The organism is Pseudomonas putida (genome assembly GCF_003228315.1).
Classification (GTDB): Bacteria; Pseudomonadota; Gammaproteobacteria; order Pseudomonadales; family Pseudomonadaceae; genus Aquipseudomonas; species Aquipseudomonas putida_S.
The window spans coordinates 3376415-3394857 of the sequence record NZ_CP029693.1; the positions used below are offsets into that span (position 1 = coordinate 3376415).

The 18443-nt window shown below is 60.1% G+C and carries 16 protein-coding genes and 1 pseudogene; 4 read left to right on the forward strand and 13 right to left on the reverse strand.

The features are described from left to right. The first annotated feature begins 70 nt into the window (after positions 1–70). Genes DKY63_RS15715 through DKY63_RS15725 form a run of 3 tightly spaced genes read left to right on the forward strand, consistent with a single transcriptional unit; the run spans position 71 to position 3217 of the window. Complete coding sequence (locus DKY63_RS15715; RefSeq protein ID WP_110964936.1) at positions 71–304, forward strand: PP0621 family protein; 234 nt, start codon at positions 71–73, stop codon at positions 302–304. Then, the gene (locus tag DKY63_RS15720; protein ID WP_110964937.1) at positions 294–1883 is read left to right on the forward strand and encodes a sensor histidine kinase; all 1590 of its coding nucleotides are present in this window, start codon (positions 294–296) and stop codon (positions 1881–1883) included. The genes DKY63_RS15715 and DKY63_RS15720 overlap by 11 nt, the downstream gene beginning before the upstream one ends. A gap of 2 nt (positions 1884–1885) precedes the next feature. Beyond that, positions 1886–3217: a sigma-54-dependent transcriptional regulator gene (locus DKY63_RS15725; protein ID WP_110964938.1), complete on the forward strand. Its 1332-nt coding sequence runs from the start codon at positions 1886–1888 to the stop codon at positions 3215–3217. 101 nt (positions 3218–3318) lie between these two features. Here DKY63_RS15725 and thiO read toward each other — a convergent pair whose 3' ends face one another. From thiO to DKY63_RS15760, 7 genes and pseudogenes are all read right to left on the reverse strand, one after another. After that, complete coding sequence (thiO, locus tag DKY63_RS15730) at positions 3319–4419, reverse strand: glycine oxidase ThiO (RefSeq protein ID WP_110964939.1); 1101 nt, start codon at positions 4417–4419, stop codon at positions 3319–3321. Positions 4420–4477: 58 nt separating this feature from the next. After that, positions 4478–4879, reverse strand: a complete 402-nt coding sequence (locus DKY63_RS15735) for a type IV pilin protein (RefSeq protein WP_110964940.1) — start codon at positions 4877–4879, stop codon at positions 4478–4480. 14 nt (positions 4880–4893) lie between these two features. Further along, positions 4894–7976: pseudogene (locus tag DKY63_RS15740) on the reverse strand (pilus assembly protein). Then, complete coding sequence (locus DKY63_RS15745; protein ID WP_110964941.1) at positions 7963–8442, reverse strand: pilus assembly PilX family protein; 480 nt, start codon at positions 8440–8442, stop codon at positions 7963–7965. Before DKY63_RS15745 ends, DKY63_RS15740 begins: the two are co-directional and overlap by 14 nt. An 11-nt stretch (positions 8443–8453) precedes the next feature. Then, a complete protein-coding gene (locus DKY63_RS15750; RefSeq protein ID WP_110964942.1) occupies positions 8454–9167 on the reverse strand; it encodes a PilW family protein in 714 nt (237 codons plus the stop codon). Then, on the reverse strand, positions 9164–9613 hold the full coding sequence (gene pilV, locus DKY63_RS15755) for a type IV pilus modification protein PilV (RefSeq protein ID WP_110964943.1): 450 nt from the start codon (positions 9611–9613) through the stop codon (positions 9164–9166). The genes DKY63_RS15750 and pilV overlap by 4 nt, the downstream gene beginning before the upstream one ends. Beyond that, positions 9610–10083, reverse strand: coding sequence for a GspH/FimT family pseudopilin (locus tag DKY63_RS15760; RefSeq protein WP_110964944.1), 474 nt, complete (start codon positions 10081–10083; stop codon positions 9610–9612). Before DKY63_RS15760 ends, pilV begins: the two co-directional genes overlap by 4 nt. 130 nt (positions 10084–10213) lie before the next feature. On the opposite strand from DKY63_RS15760, the gene DKY63_RS15765 reads away from it, so the two are divergent. After that, positions 10214–10762 (forward strand): GspH/FimT family pseudopilin, encoded by a 549-nt coding sequence (locus DKY63_RS15765; RefSeq protein WP_110964945.1) that lies wholly within the window; start codon positions 10214–10216, stop codon positions 10760–10762. Here the strand turns inward: DKY63_RS15765 and ispH are convergent. From ispH to murJ, 6 genes are all read right to left on the reverse strand, one after another. Then, a complete protein-coding gene (gene ispH / locus DKY63_RS15770) occupies positions 10739–11686 on the reverse strand; it encodes a 4-hydroxy-3-methylbut-2-enyl diphosphate reductase (RefSeq protein ID WP_110964946.1) in 948 nt (315 codons plus the stop codon). The two genes, DKY63_RS15765 and ispH, sit on opposite strands and share 24 nt — an antisense overlap. A 151-nt stretch (positions 11687–11837) precedes the next feature. After that, positions 11838–12290, reverse strand: a complete 453-nt coding sequence (gene fkpB / locus DKY63_RS15775; protein ID WP_110964947.1) for an FKBP-type peptidyl-prolyl cis-trans isomerase — start codon at positions 12288–12290, stop codon at positions 11838–11840. Continuing rightward, the gene (gene lspA, locus DKY63_RS15780; RefSeq protein WP_085726135.1) at positions 12283–12795 is read right to left on the reverse strand and encodes a signal peptidase II; all 513 of its coding nucleotides are present in this window, start codon (positions 12793–12795) and stop codon (positions 12283–12285) included. Before lspA ends, fkpB begins: the two co-directional genes overlap by 8 nt. Further along, a complete protein-coding gene (ileS, locus tag DKY63_RS15785) occupies positions 12788–15619 on the reverse strand; it encodes an isoleucine--tRNA ligase (protein ID WP_110964948.1) in 2832 nt (943 codons plus the stop codon). The genes lspA and ileS overlap by 8 nt, the downstream gene beginning before the upstream one ends. Before the next feature lie 13 nt (positions 15620–15632). After that, positions 15633–16571 (reverse strand): bifunctional riboflavin kinase/FAD synthetase, encoded by a 939-nt coding sequence (gene ribF / locus DKY63_RS15790; RefSeq protein ID WP_162634906.1) that lies wholly within the window; start codon positions 16569–16571, stop codon positions 15633–15635. A 129-nt stretch (positions 16572–16700) separates the two neighbouring features. Continuing rightward, a complete protein-coding gene (gene murJ, locus DKY63_RS15795) occupies positions 16701–18239 on the reverse strand; it encodes a murein biosynthesis integral membrane protein MurJ (RefSeq protein WP_110964950.1) in 1539 nt (512 codons plus the stop codon). Between the last annotated feature and the right edge of the window lie 204 nt (positions 18240–18443).

Genomic DNA, 18443 nt, shown 5'->3' on the forward strand with positions numbered 1-18443 from the left:
CGCATTTGCCCTGTGCGCCCGTCATGACCTTGGCTAAACTGCCGGTTCATCAGTCAAAAAGCAGCTCATCATGCTTCGTTTATTATTCTGGATCGCGGTGATTGCCGCCGCCGTGTGGTTCTGGCGCAAGTTTAAAGGCCAGGCTTCCTCCCCTAAGTCCCCCGCCGAGCTGGAAGCGGCCCCGATGGTCCGTTGCGCCCATTGCGGCGTGCACCTGCCGCGCGATCGCGCCGTCAGCTTTCAACAACAATGGTATTGCAGCCAGGCCCACCTGGAGCAAGGCCCCGGTTCCAGTGGTCGCTGAGGCCTCCAGTCACGGCGACAAACAGGCCCAGCGACTGCTGCGCCTTTATCACCTCTACCGTTTAAGCGTCGGCATCATTCTGGTGCTGCTGATCTCCAGCAACATGGACAACCGGTTGCTGACGTCAGCCAACGACGAGCTGCTGCGAACTGGCAGCTGGTTGTACCTGGTGCTGAATATCCTGCTGGTGGTGTTCTTCGAGAACACCCGGCACCCCGCACAACTGTTCGGCCTGGCGCTTTTGGATGTCTTGCTGCTCTGCGTCCTGTTCTACGCCGGCGGCGGCGTGGCCAGTGCCATTGGCAATCTTTTGATCGTGTCGGTGGCCATCAGCAATACCTTGCTGCGAAGGCGTATCGGCCTGTTGATTGCCGCGATCGGTGCGATCGGCATCGTGAGTTCAAGTTTTCTGCTGAGCCTCAGCCATCCACCCAGTGCGAATGACTATTTGCAGGTCGGCACCCATGGCGCCCTGTGTTTTGCCGCCGCATTGCTGGTGCAAGGGCTGATCCGGCGCCTGGAGGTCAGTGAAACCCTGGCCGAGCAGAAAGCCAGCGAAGTCGTCGGCCTGGAAGCGCTCAACGCACTGATCCTGCAACGCATGCGCACCGGGATTCTGGTGTTGGACGACCAGCGACGCGTGCAGTTGGCCAACCACAGCGCACGCTCACTACTCGGCAACGGCCATCTGGAAGGCTGCCAGATCGAGGAGCATTTCCCCGCCCTGGTCGAGCGCATGGACCTGTGGCTGAGCAACCCGACGCTGCGCCCCCCGAGCCTGAAAGTCGCCGCCAGTGGCGTGGAGCTTCAACCCAGCTTCATTGCTCTGGACCCGAGCCCCCAGCATCAGACCCTGGTTTTTCTCGAAGACCTCGCCCAGATAGCCCAACAGGCCCAGCAGCTGAAACTCGCCGCCCTGGGGCGCCTGACCGCCGGCATCTCCCACGAAATCCGCAACCCGCTGGGGGCAATCAGTCATGCCGCGCAGTTATTGCGAGAATCTGAGGAACTGAGCAGTGCCGATCAACGTCTGACTCAGATTATTCAAGATCACTCTCAGCGAATGAATCGGGTTATTGAAAACGTCTTGCAACTGTCCCGCCGCCAGCAAACCGTCCCGCAACGACTGGACCTGAAGCCGTGGCTGGATCAATTCGTCACTGAAATCAGCGAGGGCGCGACTGAGCGCCAGCGCATTCATCTGCACATCGCGTCAGGGGACTTCACGACCCTGATGGACCCGAACCAGTTGAACCAGATTCTCGACAACCTGATACGCAATGCCTGGCGCCACAGCGCCCAGGACCACGATATCGCCCAGGTCTGGCTTGAGTTGTTCATCGATGCCGAGAGCCAGTTGCCCATTCTCGAAATCCTCGACGATGGTCCCGGTGTCGCCCCCGACCATCAGGCGCAATTGTTCGAGCCTTTCTTTACCACCAGTCATCAAGGCACTGGCCTTGGGCTTTATCTGTCCCGTGAGCTGTGCGAAAGCAACCAGGCCCGCCTAGACTTCAAACCACGCCAAGGCGGCGGCTGCTTTCGTATCACCTTTGCTCACGGACGGAAACAAAGTTGAACATGAGCCCACGGCAAAAAGTCCTGGTCGTCGATGACGAGCCGGACATCCGCGAACTCCTGGAAATCACCCTGGGACGGATGAAACTCGATACCTACAGTGCCCGAAACGCCAGCGAGGCCCTCGCCTTGCTCAAGCGCGAGGCATTCGACCTGTGCCTGACCGACATGCGCCTGCCGGACGGCACAGGCCTGGAGCTGGTACAACATATCCAGCAACGCTACCCCAACCTGCCCGTGGCGATGATCACCGCCTATGGCAATGTCGACACCGCGATCAACGCACTCAAGGCCGGTGCGTTCGACTTCCTGACCAAGCCGGTGGACCTCACTCGACTCCGGGAACTGGTCACCAGCGCCCTGCTCCTGCCTGCTCCGGGCATTGCCATCGATCGCCGCTTGCTGGGCGACTCCCTGCCCATGCGCAACCTTCGCAAGCAAATCGACAAACTGGCGCGCAGCCAGGCGCCGGTGTACATCAGCGGAGAATCCGGTAGTGGCAAGGAACTGGTCGCCCGCTTGATCCATGACCGCGGACCGAGGGCCAACCAGCCTTTCGTTCCGGTCAATTGCGGCGCCATCCCGTCGGAACTGATGGAGAGCGAGTTTTTCGGCCATCGCAAAGGCAGCTTCAGCGGCGCTATCGAAGACAAGCCCGGACTGTTCCAGGCCGCCCATGGCGGTACCCTGTTTCTCGATGAGGTGGCTGACTTGCCACTGCCCATGCAGGTCAAATTGCTGCGGGCGATTCAGGAGAAAGCCGTACGCAGTGTCGGCGGGCAACAGGAAGTGGTTGTCGATGTACGTATCCTTTGCGCCACCCACAAAGACCTCGCCGCCGAGATTACCGCCGAGCGCTTCCGCCAGGATTTGTACTATCGCCTGAACGTGATCGAACTGCGGGTGCCGCCCCTGCGCGAGCGCCGCGACGATATCGAACCGCTGGCAAACCATGTGCTCAAGCGCCTGGCTGCAGACACCGGCCAACCCGTGGCAAAACTTCACCCGCAGGCCCTCGATGCGCTGAAAAGCTATCGCTTTCCGGGCAATGTCCGGGAGCTGGAGAACATGCTCGAACGGGCGCATACGCTGTGCGAGAACAAACAGATCGAAGCCGGCGACCTGCGCCTGGCCGAAGGGAATTGCGCGGCAGATGCCGGGGTGCCGGACCTGACGCAGATCGATAATCTGGAAGCGTACCTGGAAAGCGTCGAACGCCAGTTGATTCTCCAGGCGCTGGAGGAAACCCGCTGGAACCGCACGGCGGCGGCTCAGCGGTTGAATCTTTCATTTCGCTCGATGCGCTACAGGCTGAAGAAACTGGGTTTGGATTGAGACCCTTCGCGAGCAGGCTCGCTCCCACAGGGTCTTGCAGCTTCCTTGTGGGAGCGAGCCTGCTCGCGAAAGCGATTCCTCAGACGCCAAACATCTTGAGGTTAGATCCGCCCGGTCGGCGCATACGGCGCCGGATCAATGATCGGCTCCCTGCCCAACATCACATCAGCGAACAACTGACACGACGCCGGCGCCAGCACCAGGCCATTGCGGAAATGCCCGCAGTTGAGCCACAGACCCTCAAACCCCGGTACCCGGCCAATGTAGGGAATGCCCTCTGGCGAGCCCGGCCTCAAGCCCGCCCAATGCCCCACGACTTCCGCCTCCGCCAACGCAGGAATCAGCTCGACCGCCGAAGCCTTCAGGCTTTCCAGCGCCGAGTCGGTCGGCGTCTTGTCGTAACCTTCGTGTTCCAGGGTGCTGCCAATCAGGATGTGTCCGTCACGACGCGGGATCGCATAACGCCCCTTGGCCAACACCATGCTCGGTAGAAAGTCCGCCGCGCATTTGTAGAGAATCATTTGCCCTTTGACGGGTTCGACGGGCAGCTCAAGCCCGAGGCTCTTGAGCAAGTCGCCGCTCCAGGCGCCCGCCGTCAGAACGACTTGATCGCCGCGAATTGCGCCGTCAGGCGTCTGCACGCCGACCACTGTTTCGCCTTCACGGACAAAGCCGCTGACTTCGCACTGCTCATGAATCGTCACGTTAGGCAGCGCTTGCAATGCCGCCTTGAGGGATTTCACCAGCCGTGGATTTCGAACGTTGGCCACGTCGGCCATATAGATCGCCCGGGAGAAACCGCCGCCCAATACCGGTACGGCATCATGAGCCGCCGAGATATCCACAGCCCGCAGCGGACGGTTCTCCCGCGCCGCCCAGGCCAGCGCCTCGGCTTCGTCATCCAGGTCCAGCCAATACAGCCCGGTGGTATGCACCTCGGGATCAACACCAGTGGCAGCGAACAGGCGCTCGCCCAGCTGTGGATAAAAATCCTGGGACCAATGGGCCAAGGCGGTAACCGCCGGGTTGTAACGCCACGGATAGAGCGGCGAAACGATGCCACCCCCCGCCCAGGACGACTCCTGCCCGACGTTGGAACGGTCCAGCAGCACGACGCTCTGCACCTCTGACGCGAGATTGAAAGCCGTCAACAGACCGATGACCCCACCGCCGACAATCACTACTTGCTGTTGCCTGATCATGTATTGAACCAACCGATAAATAGACAGAGGGACGCAAAAGACGTCCGAAAAAGAAAACTCAACGCCCCCAACAATCCTTGGTGACCAGGCCGGCCGTGGCGTTGACCATGCCACGGACGCCCGTATTGGCAATGGTGAAATCACCGCACTTGTCCGTCGCCATGCTCGTGCCCGACTTGCGCACGGCCGTCAGCAGGAACGTCTGATCAGTGATGGTCTGGTTGATGGTGTAGTAATCGTTGCCGCCGCTCAGGCCTGTGGCGCCGGTGTAGACGTTTTTCTGCGAATAGAAACGCTCGAGTATCTGTGCCTGCTCGGACAGCAGGCTGGTGACTTCGGCACGTCGCCCCTTTTTCAGGTATTCGGTGAATGTCGGGGCGGCGATGGTCATGACAATCCCGATGATCGCAATCACGATCATGATTTCGATCAGGGTAAAACCGCGGTTGGATCTGTGCATGCCTCAACTCTCGCTTACTGTATTTGTCGCCACATGATGCGACGGCTGCCGCCGCCGGATTTTTCCACCAGCGTGGTGATGCCGCCACTGGAATCGTTCACGATCTTGCGGGTCGCGCCATTGACGATGGCATTGAGGGTCGGGATACCCCCGGTAAAGACCACGCCGCTGGAGATCGTGTCAGTACTGTCGACCACGCCATCGTTGTTGGTGTCGAGCACCGCGTAGTTGAGCATCTTACCGCTGAACGCATCGAGTTCGACCAGCTTGCCGGTACCGAAGCTCGCGCAGGGGTCCGTGGTGTCGACGCTGGCCGTGGTAAACACGATCCGGCCGAGCACCAGGCTGGCCTGATTGATCACTCGCTCGCCGGTCAGCGCGTTGTTATACACCAACGGCAGGTACCAGCCCTTCTGCGCGGGATAGGTCACTTCGTTTTGACTCGTGGTTATAAATTGCCCGGTGGCGCCCGAGAACACTCCGGTCACCGCTTGAGCCTGTAGCGCAGAGGTAGTGATCTGCCCGGAGCCACCCTCCGCGTCCCACACCGAATAGAACGCCTGTAGATCCTTGTTGGTTTTATCCGCGGTCTCGTTGAATTTGCCGGTGCCCACGAAGATTTGTTTCCCCCCCTGCGCATTGTCCGCCAGCAAAGGCTGCGCGGTGATCGGCTGGGTGGTGCCTCCAGCGGTGGTGAACAACGGCTTGCCGGAAAACGCCACACCCCAGCTATCGGTGCTGGTGCTGCTCAGGTCGAACTTCCACAGCCGTCCTTTGAGATCGCCGCCATAAGCGGCCTGCACCACGTTTTGCGAGTTGACCCGAAGCTTGACCGAGGACAAGCCGTTGGTGGTTTCAGTGCTGTCGATGACGATTTTCCGGATCAGCGAGCCGTCGCGGATGTCCACCACATACAACGCAGCGACTCCGGAGTTGCTGCCGTAGCCATTGGAAATGAAGGCAGCCCAGCGACCGTCGGCCAAGCGTGCCACTTCCGGGCGCGCGTAGGCGTAACCCAGATCATTGAAAGCGTTCGCCGTACTGGCCGTGGCCGGAGCGCTGATTTCCCACAATGCCTTCGTCGCATTGCCGGCCGAGGCATCGAACAGTTGCAGGGCATAGATGGTCCGACCACCTGCGCCGGTGCCGCCCAATGCGAGGGTTTTCCAGGCACTGTTGAGTTGGGCATCGAACACGCCGACCTGCCCGTCCACCAGAAATTTGTGATTGACGCCGTTGACGTAGGCGGTGTCGGCGATGACGCGCAGCGACGGCAACACGCTGGACGGCATATAGGCAAAACGCCGCGCACCGCTGCCGGAGTTGATGACGCTGACGAAGCCGTCGTTGGCGTTGACCACCAGACTGCTATTCATGTTGGCCGCCTTGGTCGCCAGATAAGTGCTGTATGAGGTATCCCCCGACAGATCGGAGGCGGTTTTCTCGTTCGGCGATGCCAGCACCAGCGGCGAGTTGACGATGTCCCCCAGCAACACGCTGCGCACCTTCAGGCCGGTCTTGTTGGTGCCCTTGCTCCACTCCACCAGATCGGCGCCGGTGATGCCTGTGGGCAAACCCTGATTGAGGACTGTCTGCTGGGCTGTGGAAAAGTTGGCGTAGGCCAGGGTGACGGGCGCGTTGGTCTGATTGTTCCAGGACTGGTAAATCGGCGCCGTGGCACTGGGCACGATGGCCGTGTCGGTGGTCCACAGCACGGAACTCGTATCAACCGCTCCGCTGGCGGTGAAACCAAACGCCTTGATCGTGCCACGCCAGTCCTTTGGGTCGTAACTGGTCTGGAAGTAACTGGTGCCACTGGCGAGAACCGTTCCGCTGGTTACGCCACTGCCACCGGAGCCCGCCTTGGAGGTGATTTCACTCAAGGCGGCCGACAATGCGGTATTGAGCCCGGCACTGTCGGTGGCCTGGTAATACTTGCCCTGGCCGTAACTGGCAGCATCCGACAACATCTGATTAGCCGCGGTAAAACCCACGGTGTAGGTATTCATGTTCTGCTTGGGAAAATCCGCGGCGTTCCAGCTTTTGTTCGCAAGGTCCGTTCCGGTGGAACGCATATCGATGTCGAAGGCGAACTTGGCGATGTCATCCAGGTAAAGCGTGTCCCCTTCCCCGTCGCCGTTGAGGTTGTCGCCATCGTTGGCGCTGTTGCCGTCCCAGTTCGGCAGGCGGGTCCCCCGAGCGGATCATTGGTGGGGAAGGTGCGGTCGTAGGTGGGCAAGCCATCGGTAATCACCACCCCGTAGTTTTTCTGGCAGCGGTACTGGATCGGGCTGGTATAGGTGGCCGGCGTTGAGTTGTAGTACGGCGCCATGCCGCGCATATAGCGCGTCACTTCGTAATAGGTTTCCGCCAGCGGCGTGTTGGCCACGGCACTCAAGCCGTTGATCGAGTTGATCAACGCGTTGTAGTTGGCATCCACCGACAGGTCACTGATGGTGCGGGCAATGAAGCCACCGCTGCCCGGGTTGCTGCTGGTGGCCGGGTTGAAGGTGGCCAGGCCGATGCGCAGCGTGCGGTTGCTGGTCACCAGATTGGTGGAAACGTCCTGTGCCACGCTGATGCGGTAATCATTGGGGATTGCGTTGGCACCCGTGGTGAAATCCCGGTTGGATCCGTTGGCCAGACCCAGCAGATACGCGAGGTAATTGGCGGTATAGCGAGTGTTTCCGTTGCCCACCGGATCCGGCAGCCTCAGGCAAATCGGAGTGAGCCCGAGAAACCCGCGATAAAAACCGTACCAGTTGCCAGCCGTCGAACAACCGCCCCGGTTCAGACTCGACAGGGCAATGTTGGTATCGGTCATGTCCAGGTTCTGGCCACCCAGACAAAGGGAGTTGGAGTTGCAGATCGCGATCTGCGCCCGGCTGACGGTGGGATCGAATCCCGCTGCCCAGATGATGTTGTTCATGCTGCCCGAATCATCGATCATCAGCATCACGTTCGGCGCCACGGCAGCCGCGCTCAACAGCGGTGAATCCGAAGGCGTGAAGGCATATACCGGTGCCGAGAGATACAGCCCCAGCGCAAAACCGCACAGCAGCTGCCAAAGCCCCACGCGCCGTTCAGTACTTCGCATAAATGCTCTCCACCACGCTGCGCGAACTGCCCGCGATACCGACAGCGGTAACGCGGTACAGCGTTGCCGAGGTGTTGCTCGGCACATTCACCGCCGCCACGGAGGTGCCAATGTTCTGTACGCCATAAAAACCATTGCCGGAGGCAATCCAGTTCACCCCCGAAGTGGAGTTGAGACCTGCGGCCTTGACCGTGGCCGACTCGGCCGGTGGCGCGCATTGCGTCGTACCGCTGCACACCGCCAATACATAGCTGTCGAGCTGCACCGCGCTTTCGCCCACTCGCAACACCGCTTCCGCTGCCTGGAATGACTGATTGCGCAGGCTCACGCTCCCGGCCATCTTTTCCTGCAGGGTGGCGTTCTGCATCGAGGAAATCCCGATCAGCGTCAGCAGCAACAGGAACACCAGGCTGACCAGCAGCGCCATGCCACGCTGGGAACCGGAAGTTATCGGAAAAACACTCATTGGCCCTCCCCTCATGGCAAGCGGTTGCGTAGCGCGGCAACCACGTTGAAAGTCTGGTTGCTCACCCGGTTGTTCGGATCGGTGAGGGTCAGGCTCAAACGTACGCTGCGGATGCGAGCCGGGTCGGACGGGTTGGGGCTGTAACTGGAGGCTGCCGTATCGGTGGCGGAACTGGCGAGGCCGAAGCTGACGTTGAAGGCACTGACGTTGTCCACCAGTACGGATTGGGCCGGTGTGCCGGTGCCGACACCCATGGTGAGCTGGCCATTTTTCAGGCTGTAGATGATTCGCCGGATGGGAAACGCCAACTGGCCCGCCGCAGGGGTCTGCACGCCGATGTAAGCCGTCGCATTGCTTCGACAGTCGGAAACCACCGTCCAGGTTGGCGTACCGCCACTGCTGCCAACGTCCGCCGTCACCAACGTCAGCTTGAGATTGGTGTTATCCCAGCTGATGGGCGTGAGCTGACTGGAACTGAAACTCCCCCCCGTATTCCCATCGGTAATCGTCCCCAGGCAGCCGAACATGCCCACCATGCGGATTTCCTGGATCATTTTGCTCAAGACAAATCGCGCGTCCTCCTGGATGGCGGCAGCGCTGTTCTGGCTGACGAAGGTGTTTTTCGCGGCGATAAACACCTGCACCACGCCCAGCACCACGATCAGACTCAAGGTCAGGGCGATGAGCAACTCGATCAGGCCGAAACCTCTTTGAACGCGGCTCATGGCGTCGCCACCGGGTCGACGGTCGCGCGACTGGTGAGGACAAAGCTGCGACGGGTATTGGCTGTGTTGGCGGCCCGGGAGTCATCCCAGGTAATGGTGATGGTATACACGCGCTGGTTGAGGGCGATGCTGCCAGTGGCCGTGGCGCCACCGAAATTCACGATGTTGCTGGCGAAATCGTAGAGGTCCTGATCCCGGGCCACGCTCAAATTGCCTGAAGTCGGTGGAGTCACGGTGTAGTCGGCGGCAGAGTTGGCGCGAATACGGTCCATCATGTCGTAGGCGATGAAACTGGCCAGGCTGGTCATGCGTGCGCTGTCGGTGTACTTCAGCGCGTTCAACTGAAACGCCGCCGCACCCAACAGTCCCACACTCAGAATCAACAACGCCACCAGGACTTCGATCAACGTCATGCCTTCCTGTGCACGCTTGCTCCAATGCCTCATCCGCAACTTCCACCCAATAGAATTCGTCCGTTCAAACACACATTCAGCGTCCTGCTTTGTGCTCCCAGCACATAAGTGATCACCACCGCCGTGGAAGACGACGCCAACCCGCCGAAGCTGTTGAAATCGATGGTGGTGACACCTGAGGTTAGCGTCAGGTTCGCACCGCTGCTCATCGCCGGTACAACACGCAATACATTGGCGGAGGAACCGGTGTTGTCATACACCGACAACTCCCCGGTCCAGACACTGCCTCCTGCGGTGGGACGCACCCGTGTGGTCACTCCCCTGTCGATCGCTTCCAGACGCGCGAAGTTCAGGCCGCGTTGCAAATCACCGATCTCGGTGTCGGCCTGGGTTATTTGCGTAGAACGGGTGAAGGCAGGTACCGCCAGGGTGATCAGGACCAGAAAGATCGCGATGGCGACCAACAATTCGATCAGCGTGAAACCTTTTGAACGATGATCCATCGGTGCCCTCCGTTGCCGCCCGCTATACCTGCTGTTACACGCTAGAACATTCGAGAGCCGAGACGAGATTGTTTCGCCATTATTCGCGCATGGATTGCACGAGCCATCACACTCCAGGGAGGGAGATGTCATGCATCAACGAGGCTTCAGCCTGATTGAATTACTCATGGGACTGATGATTGCCGGGATTGTTCTGCATTTGGTCAGTCCGGCGTTTGCGGCTGTCGTGGAGTCGAATTATCGGGAAGAGGCGGCGAGGTCGCTTTTCAGTGGTCTGCGCACAGCCAGGAGCGAAGCCATCACGCGTAATCAGACGGTCGTCATCCACGCCATCAACGATGACTGGAGCCAAGGCTGGCGGATGATTCTGGATATCACTGGAAAGGGTCATGAAGACAGCAGCAATCCGCTGCTGATCGAACGCCAGGGCAGCGTCCGGGTTCCTGTGGTGGGCAATCGACCGGTCAGGAATTTTGTGCGGTTCAGCGGTCTGGGTGAGCCGCTAATGCCAAGCGGAGCATTTCAAGCGGGGACATTACATATTTGCTCGGCCCGCCAAGCACTGAGCCAGTACCAAGTGGTACTGGCCCGTAGCGGATTGATCAGCCTGCGTAACAAGAAAACCGAACAGACGCTGTGTACAGGCGGAGAGGACTCAGAGCAAGGAGCGAACGCGTAGCTCTTTAGGCATGGAGAACGTGATGTTCTCTTCACGGCCCGCCAACTCATCAGCGCCCGTCGCACCCCATGCCTGCAATTGCTCAATCACGCCACGTACCAGCACTTCCGGCGCTGAAGCACCCGCGGTGATACCGATGCGCTCCACGCCGTCGAACCAGCTTTTCTGCAGGTCTTCGGCACCGTCGATCAGGTACGCCGGCGTGGCCATGCGCTCGGCGAGTTCACGCAGGCGGTTGGAGTTGGAGCTGTTGGGGCTGCCAACCACCAACACCACGTCGCACTCGTCAGCCAACTGCTTGACCGCGTCCTGGCGGTTTTGCGTGGCGTAGCAGATATCGTCCTTGCGCGGACCGCCAATGGCCGGGAAACGCGTACGCAGGGCATCGATGACGCGGCTGGTATCGTCCATGGACAGGGTGGTCTGGGTGACGAACGCGAGCTTGTCCGGGTTGTTGACTTGCAGTTTGGCGACGTCTTCCTCGTCTTCGACCAGGTAGATCGCACCGCCGTTGCTGGAGTCGTACTGGCCCATGGTGCCTTCGACTTCCGGGTGACCGGCGTGGCCAATGAGAATGCACTCGCGACCGTCGCGGCTGTAGCGCGCAACTTCGATATGCACCTTGGTCACCAGCGGGCAGGTTGCATCGAACACTTTCAGACCACGGCCGGCGGCTTCAGTACGCACCGCCTGGGAAACACCGTGGGCACTGAAGATCACGATGACGTCGTCCGGCACCTGATCCAGTTCCTCGACAAAGATCGCGCCACGGTTGCGCAGGTCTTCGACGACGAATTTGTTGTGGACCACTTCATGGCGCACATAGATCGGCGGCCCGAAGACTTCCAGGGCACGGTTGACGATTTCGATCGCCCGGTCCACGCCGGCGCAGAAGCCACGGGGGTTGGCGAGTTTGATTTGCATGCTGTGCCTCGTGTCTTGCGCGCGAAAACAATGAAAAACCATTGTAGGAGCGAGCCTGCTCGCGATGGGTGTCTGACATTCAACATTGATGTTGACTGACACTCCGCCATCGCGAGCAGGCTCGCTCCTACAGTTGACCTTATCCAGTCAGTTACAACGCTTTGACGGAAATGATTTCCACGTCAAAGGTCAGCGTCTTGCCTGCCAACGGGTGGTTGAAGTCGACCGTCACTTGCGTGTCATCGAACTCTTTCACCACACCCGGCAATTCAGTATTGGCCGCATCGTTGAAGATCACCAGCAGACCCGGCGACAGGTCCATGTTCTGGAACTGCGAACGCGGGATGATCTGCACGTTTTGCGGGTTGGGCTGGCCGAAGGCGTTTTCCGGTTCGATGCTCAGGGTACGCTTGTCCCCTGCCTTGAAACCGAACAGCGCCGCTTCGAAACCTGGCAACAGATTGCCATCACCGACCTTGAAGGTCGCCGGGGCCTTGTCGAAGGTGCTGTCCACCGTGTCGCCGTTCTCCAGGCGCAATGCGAAATGCAAGGTGACTTCCGTGTTCTGGCCGATACGTGGTTCAGCCAATACCTGTTCAGTCATGAACGGTTTCTCCGGTTTTCTTACTTTTGAACATATCCAGTGCCAGCATGACAGCGCCTACAGTGATGGCACTGTCGGCGAAGTTGAACGCCGGGAAGTACCAGCGGTTCTGCCAGTGCACCAGAATGAAATCGATCACATGGCCCAGGGCAATGCGGTCATAAAGGTTGCCCAGCGCACCACCCAGCACCAGTGCCAGGGCGACGGCCAGCCAGGTTTCGTTGCGGCCCAGGCGCTTGAGCCAGACCACCAGCACCGCACTGACCACCACGGCGATCAGGGCAAACAGCCAGCGCTGCCAGCCGGAGCTGTCCGCCAGGAAGCTGAACGCCGCGCCCGTGTTGTAGGCCAGGGTCCAGCTGAAGTAATCAGGAATGATCACGATCTGCTGGTACATCTGGAGCCTGCCTTCGAAGTAGAACTTGCTGGCCTGGTCGATGACCAGGACCAGCAAACTCAACCAGAGCCAGCTCAGCCGTCCGAAACGGCCAACGGCATTAGGCATAGTGGCGAACCTCGCCGGCGCCGCTGATGTTGTCGACGCAACGACCGCAGATTTCCGGATGCTCCGGATTCACGCCGACGTCTTCACGGCAGTGCCAGCAACGGGCGCACTTGGCGTGGGCCGATTTGACGATCTTCAGCTTCAGGCCGCTGACTTCGGTGACCACGGCATCGGCTGGCGCCTGCACGAACGGTGCAACGCTGGCGGTAGAAGTGATCAGGACGAAACGCAGTTCGTTGCTCAGCTTGGCCAGATCGGCGCTCAGGGCGTCTTCGGCGAACAGCGTCACTTCGGCCTGCAGGTTGCCACCGACGGCCTTGGCCGCGCGCTGGATCTCCATTTCCTTGTTGACCGCCACCTTCACTTCCATGATGCGATCCCAGTACTCGCGACCCAGCTCGAAGCCTTCCGGCAATTCGCTCAGGCCTTCGTACCAGGTGTTGAGCATGACCGATTCGTTACGCTCGCCCGGCAGGTACTGCCACAGCTCGTCAGCGGTGAACGCCAGGATCGGCGCGATCCAGCGCACCAGCGCTTCGGAGATGTGGAACAGCGCGCTCTGGCACGAACGACGGGCCTTGCTGTCGGCGCCGGTGGTGTACTGGCGATCCTTGATGATGTCGAGGTAGAAACCACCCAGCTCCTGCACGCAGAAGTTGTGGATCTTGGAGTAGACGTTCCAGAAGCGGTATTCGCCGTAGTGCTCTTGCAGCTCACGTTGCAGCAGCAGGGTACGGTCCACGGCCCAACGGTCCAGTGCCAACATTTCTTCGGCCGGCAGCAGGTCGGTGGCCGGGTTGAAACCGGTCAGGTTGGAGAGCAGGAAGCGCGCTGTGTTACGGATACGCCGATAGGCGTCCGCGCTGCGTTGCAGGATCTGCTCGGAAACCGCCATCTCGCCCGAGTAATCGGTAGACGCTACCCACAGACGCATGATGTCGGCGCCCAGGGTGTCGTTGACCTTTTGCGGCGCGATGACGTTGCCCAGCGACTTGGACATCTTGCGGCCGGACTCGTCGACGGTGAAACCGTGGGTCAGCAGCTCGCGGTACGGTGCGTGGTTATCGATGGCGCAACCAGTCAGCAGCGACGAGTGGAACCAGCCGCGATGCTGGTCCGAACCTTCCAGGTACAGGTCGGCGCGCGGACCGGTTTCGTGGCCCATCGGGTGCGAACCGCGCAGGACATGCCAATGCGTGGTGCCCGAGTCGAACCAGACGTCCAGGGTGTCGCTGATCTTGTCGTACTGCGGCGCTTCGTCGCCCAGCAGTTCGGAAGCGTCCAGCTTGAACCAGGCTTCGATGCCTTCGACTTCGACGCGCTTGGCGACTTCTTCCATCAGCTCGACGGTGCGCGGGTGCAGTTCGCCGCTTTCCTTGTTCAGGAAGAACGGGATCGGCACGCCCCAGTTACGTTGACGGGAGATGCACCAGTCCGGACGGTTGGCGATCATCGAGTGCAGACGTGCCTGACCCCAGGCCGGGACGAAGGTGGTGTCTTCAATGGCTTTGAGCGAACGCTGACGCAGGGTGTCGCCGGTGGTTGGCTGCTTGTCCATGCCGATGAACCACTGCGCGGTGGCGCGGTAGATCAGCGGGGTCTTGTGGCGCCAGCAGTGCATGTAGCTGTGGTCGATGACGGTGGTGTGCATCAGCGCACCGACTTCGGTCAACTTGTCGACGATGGCCGGGTTGGCCTTCCAGATGAACTGGCCGCCGAAGAACTCCAGCGATGGGACGTACACGCCATTGCTTTGAACCGGGTTGAGGATGTCGTCGTTGACCATGCCGTATTTCTTGCAGGTCACGAAGTCGTCCACACCGTAGGCCGGGGCGGAGTGAACCACACCGGTACCGGCGCCCAGCTCGACGTAGTCGGCCAGGTAAACCGGCGACAGACGGTCATAGAACGGATGACGGAAGTTGATCAACTCCAGCGCCGAGCCCGGCGCAGTGGCCAGAACCGAACCTTCGACACCGTAGCGGGACAGGCAGGACTCGACCAGCTCCTCAGCCAGCACCAGCAGTTTGTCGCCGATATCGACCAGGGCATAAATGAATTCCGGGTGAACGTTCAGCGCCTGGTTGGCCGGGATGGTCCACGGGGTGGTGGTCCAGATCACGATCGAAGCCGGCTTGGCCAGCGATGGCAGACCGAAAGCGGCAGCCAGTTTGGCTTCATCGGCAATCGGGAAGGCCACGTCGATGGTCGAGGACTTCTTGTTCTCGTACTCGACTTCCGCTTCAGCCAGGGCCGAACCGCAATCGAAGCACCAATTCACAGGCTTCAAGCCCTTGAACACGAAGCCGCCCTTGACGATTTCGGCCAAGGCGCGGATTTCACCGGCCTCGTTCTTGAAATCCATGGTCTTGTACGGGTTGGCGAAGTCGCCCAACACACCCAGACGGATGAATTCGGTTTTCTGGCCTTCGATCTGCTCGGTGGCGTAGGCCCGGCACAGTTCGCGGGTCTTGTCCGCGCCCAGGTTCTTGCCGTGGGTCACTTCGACCTTGTGCTCGATCGGCAGACCATGGCAGTCCCAGCCAGGAACATAAGGTGCGTCAAAGCCCGAGAGGGTCTTCGAGCGGATGATCATGTCCTTGAGAATTTTGTTCAGTGCATGACCGATGTGAATCGTGCCGTTGGCGTACGGAGGACCGTCGTGCAGGACGAACTTCGGACGATCCTTGCCAATCTCGCGCAACTTTCCGTACAGGCCAATGCTGTCCCAGCGCTGCAGAATCTGCGGTTCGCGCTGAGGCAGGCCGGCCTTCATTGGGAAGGCGGTGTCCGGAAGGTTTAGCGTGGCTTTATAGTCGGTCATTTAAGGCTCTTCATTAGCGATGGGCGCTAGGTGCGGCTAGTGCACGGGCGGCGGCGACGTCCGCGTTGATCGCCGTTTTCAACGCCTCCAGAGAGGCAAAACGCTGCTCTTCACGCAGCTTGTGGTGGAAAACCACCGTTAAACGCCGGTCATACAGATCGCCGGCAAAATCTAAAAGATGGACTTCAAGGTGGGCCTTGCCATCACCCTGGACCGTGGGCCGTACGCCGATGTTGGCGACGCCGGGCCAGGTCTTGCCGTCGATATCGACGTTGACCAGGTAAACCCCGGTAAACGGCACACGACGGCGCTTGAGCTGGATGTTGGCGGTGGGCGTTCCCAGCTGTCGCGCGAGCTTCTGGCCATGCAGCACGCGACCGGCGATCCGGTACGGGCGGCCGAGGAGGCGTTCGGCGAGGACAAAGTCAGCGGCGGCCAGCGCATTACGCACCTGGGTGCTGCTGACGCGGATGCCATCCAGCTCGACAGTCTGCGCGGCCTCGACGGTGAAGCCCTGCATGACGCCGGCCTGCTGCAGGAAATCGAAATCCCCTACCCGATCGCAACCGAAACGGAAGTCGTCACCGACCTCAAGGTGCTGCACACCGAGGCCATCCACCAGAATGGTATCGACGAATTCGCTGGCGCTGAGCTTGCTCAGGCGCTGGTTGAACGCCAGGCACAGGACCCGGTCGACGCCTTCGGCGGCCAGCAGCTGCAATTTGTCCCGCAGGCGGGCCAGACGCGCTGGAGCGGTGTCGGGAGCGAAAAATTCCCGTGGCTGCGGTTCGAAAATCACCACGCAGCTGGGTACGCCCAACTCGAGCGCACGCTCACGCAGCCGCGCCAGGATAGCCTGGTGACCACGGTGTACACCGTCAAAGTTGCCAATAGTGGCGACGCAGCCCCGATGCTGGGGGCGCAGATTGTGGAGGCCTCGAACCAGCTGCATAACGCGCTTCTTGCTCATAAAGTGGTCGATTATAACCACACCCGGCGGCCGACGACAGGCAACACCGCAACCCAAAGTCATCGAGCCGACAAAAATGCCGGCCCGCCCCTGTTTGTCGAGGACTTAACCTCAGCTCAACGCCTTGCGATTGAAGTCGCGCAAGCGGAAGCCCATCAACACTAACATGCCGAAATACGCCACCACACCTGCGACCACTAGGGCGCCCAGGCGCAGGAAGCGCTCAAGCATCTGCCCCTCACCCCACGCCGGCATGAAATGCATCCCGCCCAGCAGTACGGCGGACATCACAGCCACCGCAACCACCAGTTTGAAGCCGAACTTGGCCCAACCCGGCTGCGGCTGATACATCTGCTGCTTGCGCAATTGATAGAAGAGCAGGCCGGCATTGAGACAGGCACCCGCACTGATCGCCAGCGCCAGCCCGGCGTGAGCCAGCGGCCCGATCAGCATCAAGTTGAACAGCTGAGTGACGATCAGGGTGAAAATCGCGATTTTTACCGGCGTGCGGATGTTTTGTTGCGCATAAAAGCCCGGCGCCAACACTTTGATCACGATAATCCCGAGCAAACCGACCGAATAGGCGATCAAGGCCCGCTGGGTCATGACCGCATCATGCGCATCGAACTGCCCGTACTGAAACAGCGAAACCGTCAGCGGCTCGGCAAGAATCCCCAACGCCAGGGCACAAGGCAAAACCAGCAGGAAGCACAGGCGCAGGCCCCAGTCGAGGATCCGCGAATACTCCTGACGATCCTTGTTGGCGTAGGTCTTGGCCAGGGTTGGCAGAAGAATCGTACCCAATGCCACCCCCAATACACCGGACGGCAACTCCATCAGGCGATCGGCGTAATACATCCAGGAGACGGAGCCGGCGACCAGGAACGAAGCGAAAATGGTGTTGATGATCAGCGAAATCTGGCTTACCGACACCCCGAGGATTGCCGGCAGCATCTGTTTCATCACTCGCCAGACGCCGGTGTCGCGCAGATTCACGCGTGGCAGCACCAGCATGCCGATTTTCTTCAGGTGCGGCAGCTGATAGAGCAACTGTGCCAGGCCGCCGGCCAGAACCGCCCATCCCAGCGCCATGACGGGCGGATCGAAATACGGCGTCAGGAACAGCGCGAAGATGATCATGCTGACGTTCAGCAGGGTCGGCACGAACGCCGGGACCGAAAAGCGATTCCAGGTGTTGAGGATGGCGCCGGCCAGTGAAGACAGGGAAATCAGCAAAATATAGGGAAAGGTCACCCGCAACAGGCTCGAGGTCAGCTCGAATTTTTCCGGAGTATTGGTGAAACCCGGGGCCGTGACCCAGATGACCCAGGGCGCGGCGAGCATGCCCAATGCCGTGACCAGTGCCAGTACCAGTGTCAAAAGCCCCGAGACATAGGCAATGAACGTGCGCGTCGCCTCTTCCCCCTTCTGGCTTTTATATTCGGCAAGAATCGGCACGAATGCCTGGGAAAACGCCCCTTCGGCGAAAATGCGTCGCAGCAGATTGGGCAATTTGAAGGCGATAAAGAAGGCATCGGTTGCCATTCCCGCGCCAAAAGTACGCGCAATGAGGGTGTCACGAACGAACCCGAGAATCCGGGAAAGCATCGTGATAGAGCTGACGGCGGCCAACGATTTGAGCAGATTCATTGAAAGAGTGTGTGCCTGTCGATAAACAGCAGGCGAACTCGGCGCCTACTTGTGCGATACTCCGCGCCGCAACAGCACAGAGCCAAAGCTCGCGAGTTTACAGGTCACACGCCGGAAAGAAATATCCCGCGCAGACGACCCCATGAAAACGTGACGAGCGAAGGCAAGACAAGGCGAAAGCAGGCGAAAAAGCGGAGTTGACGA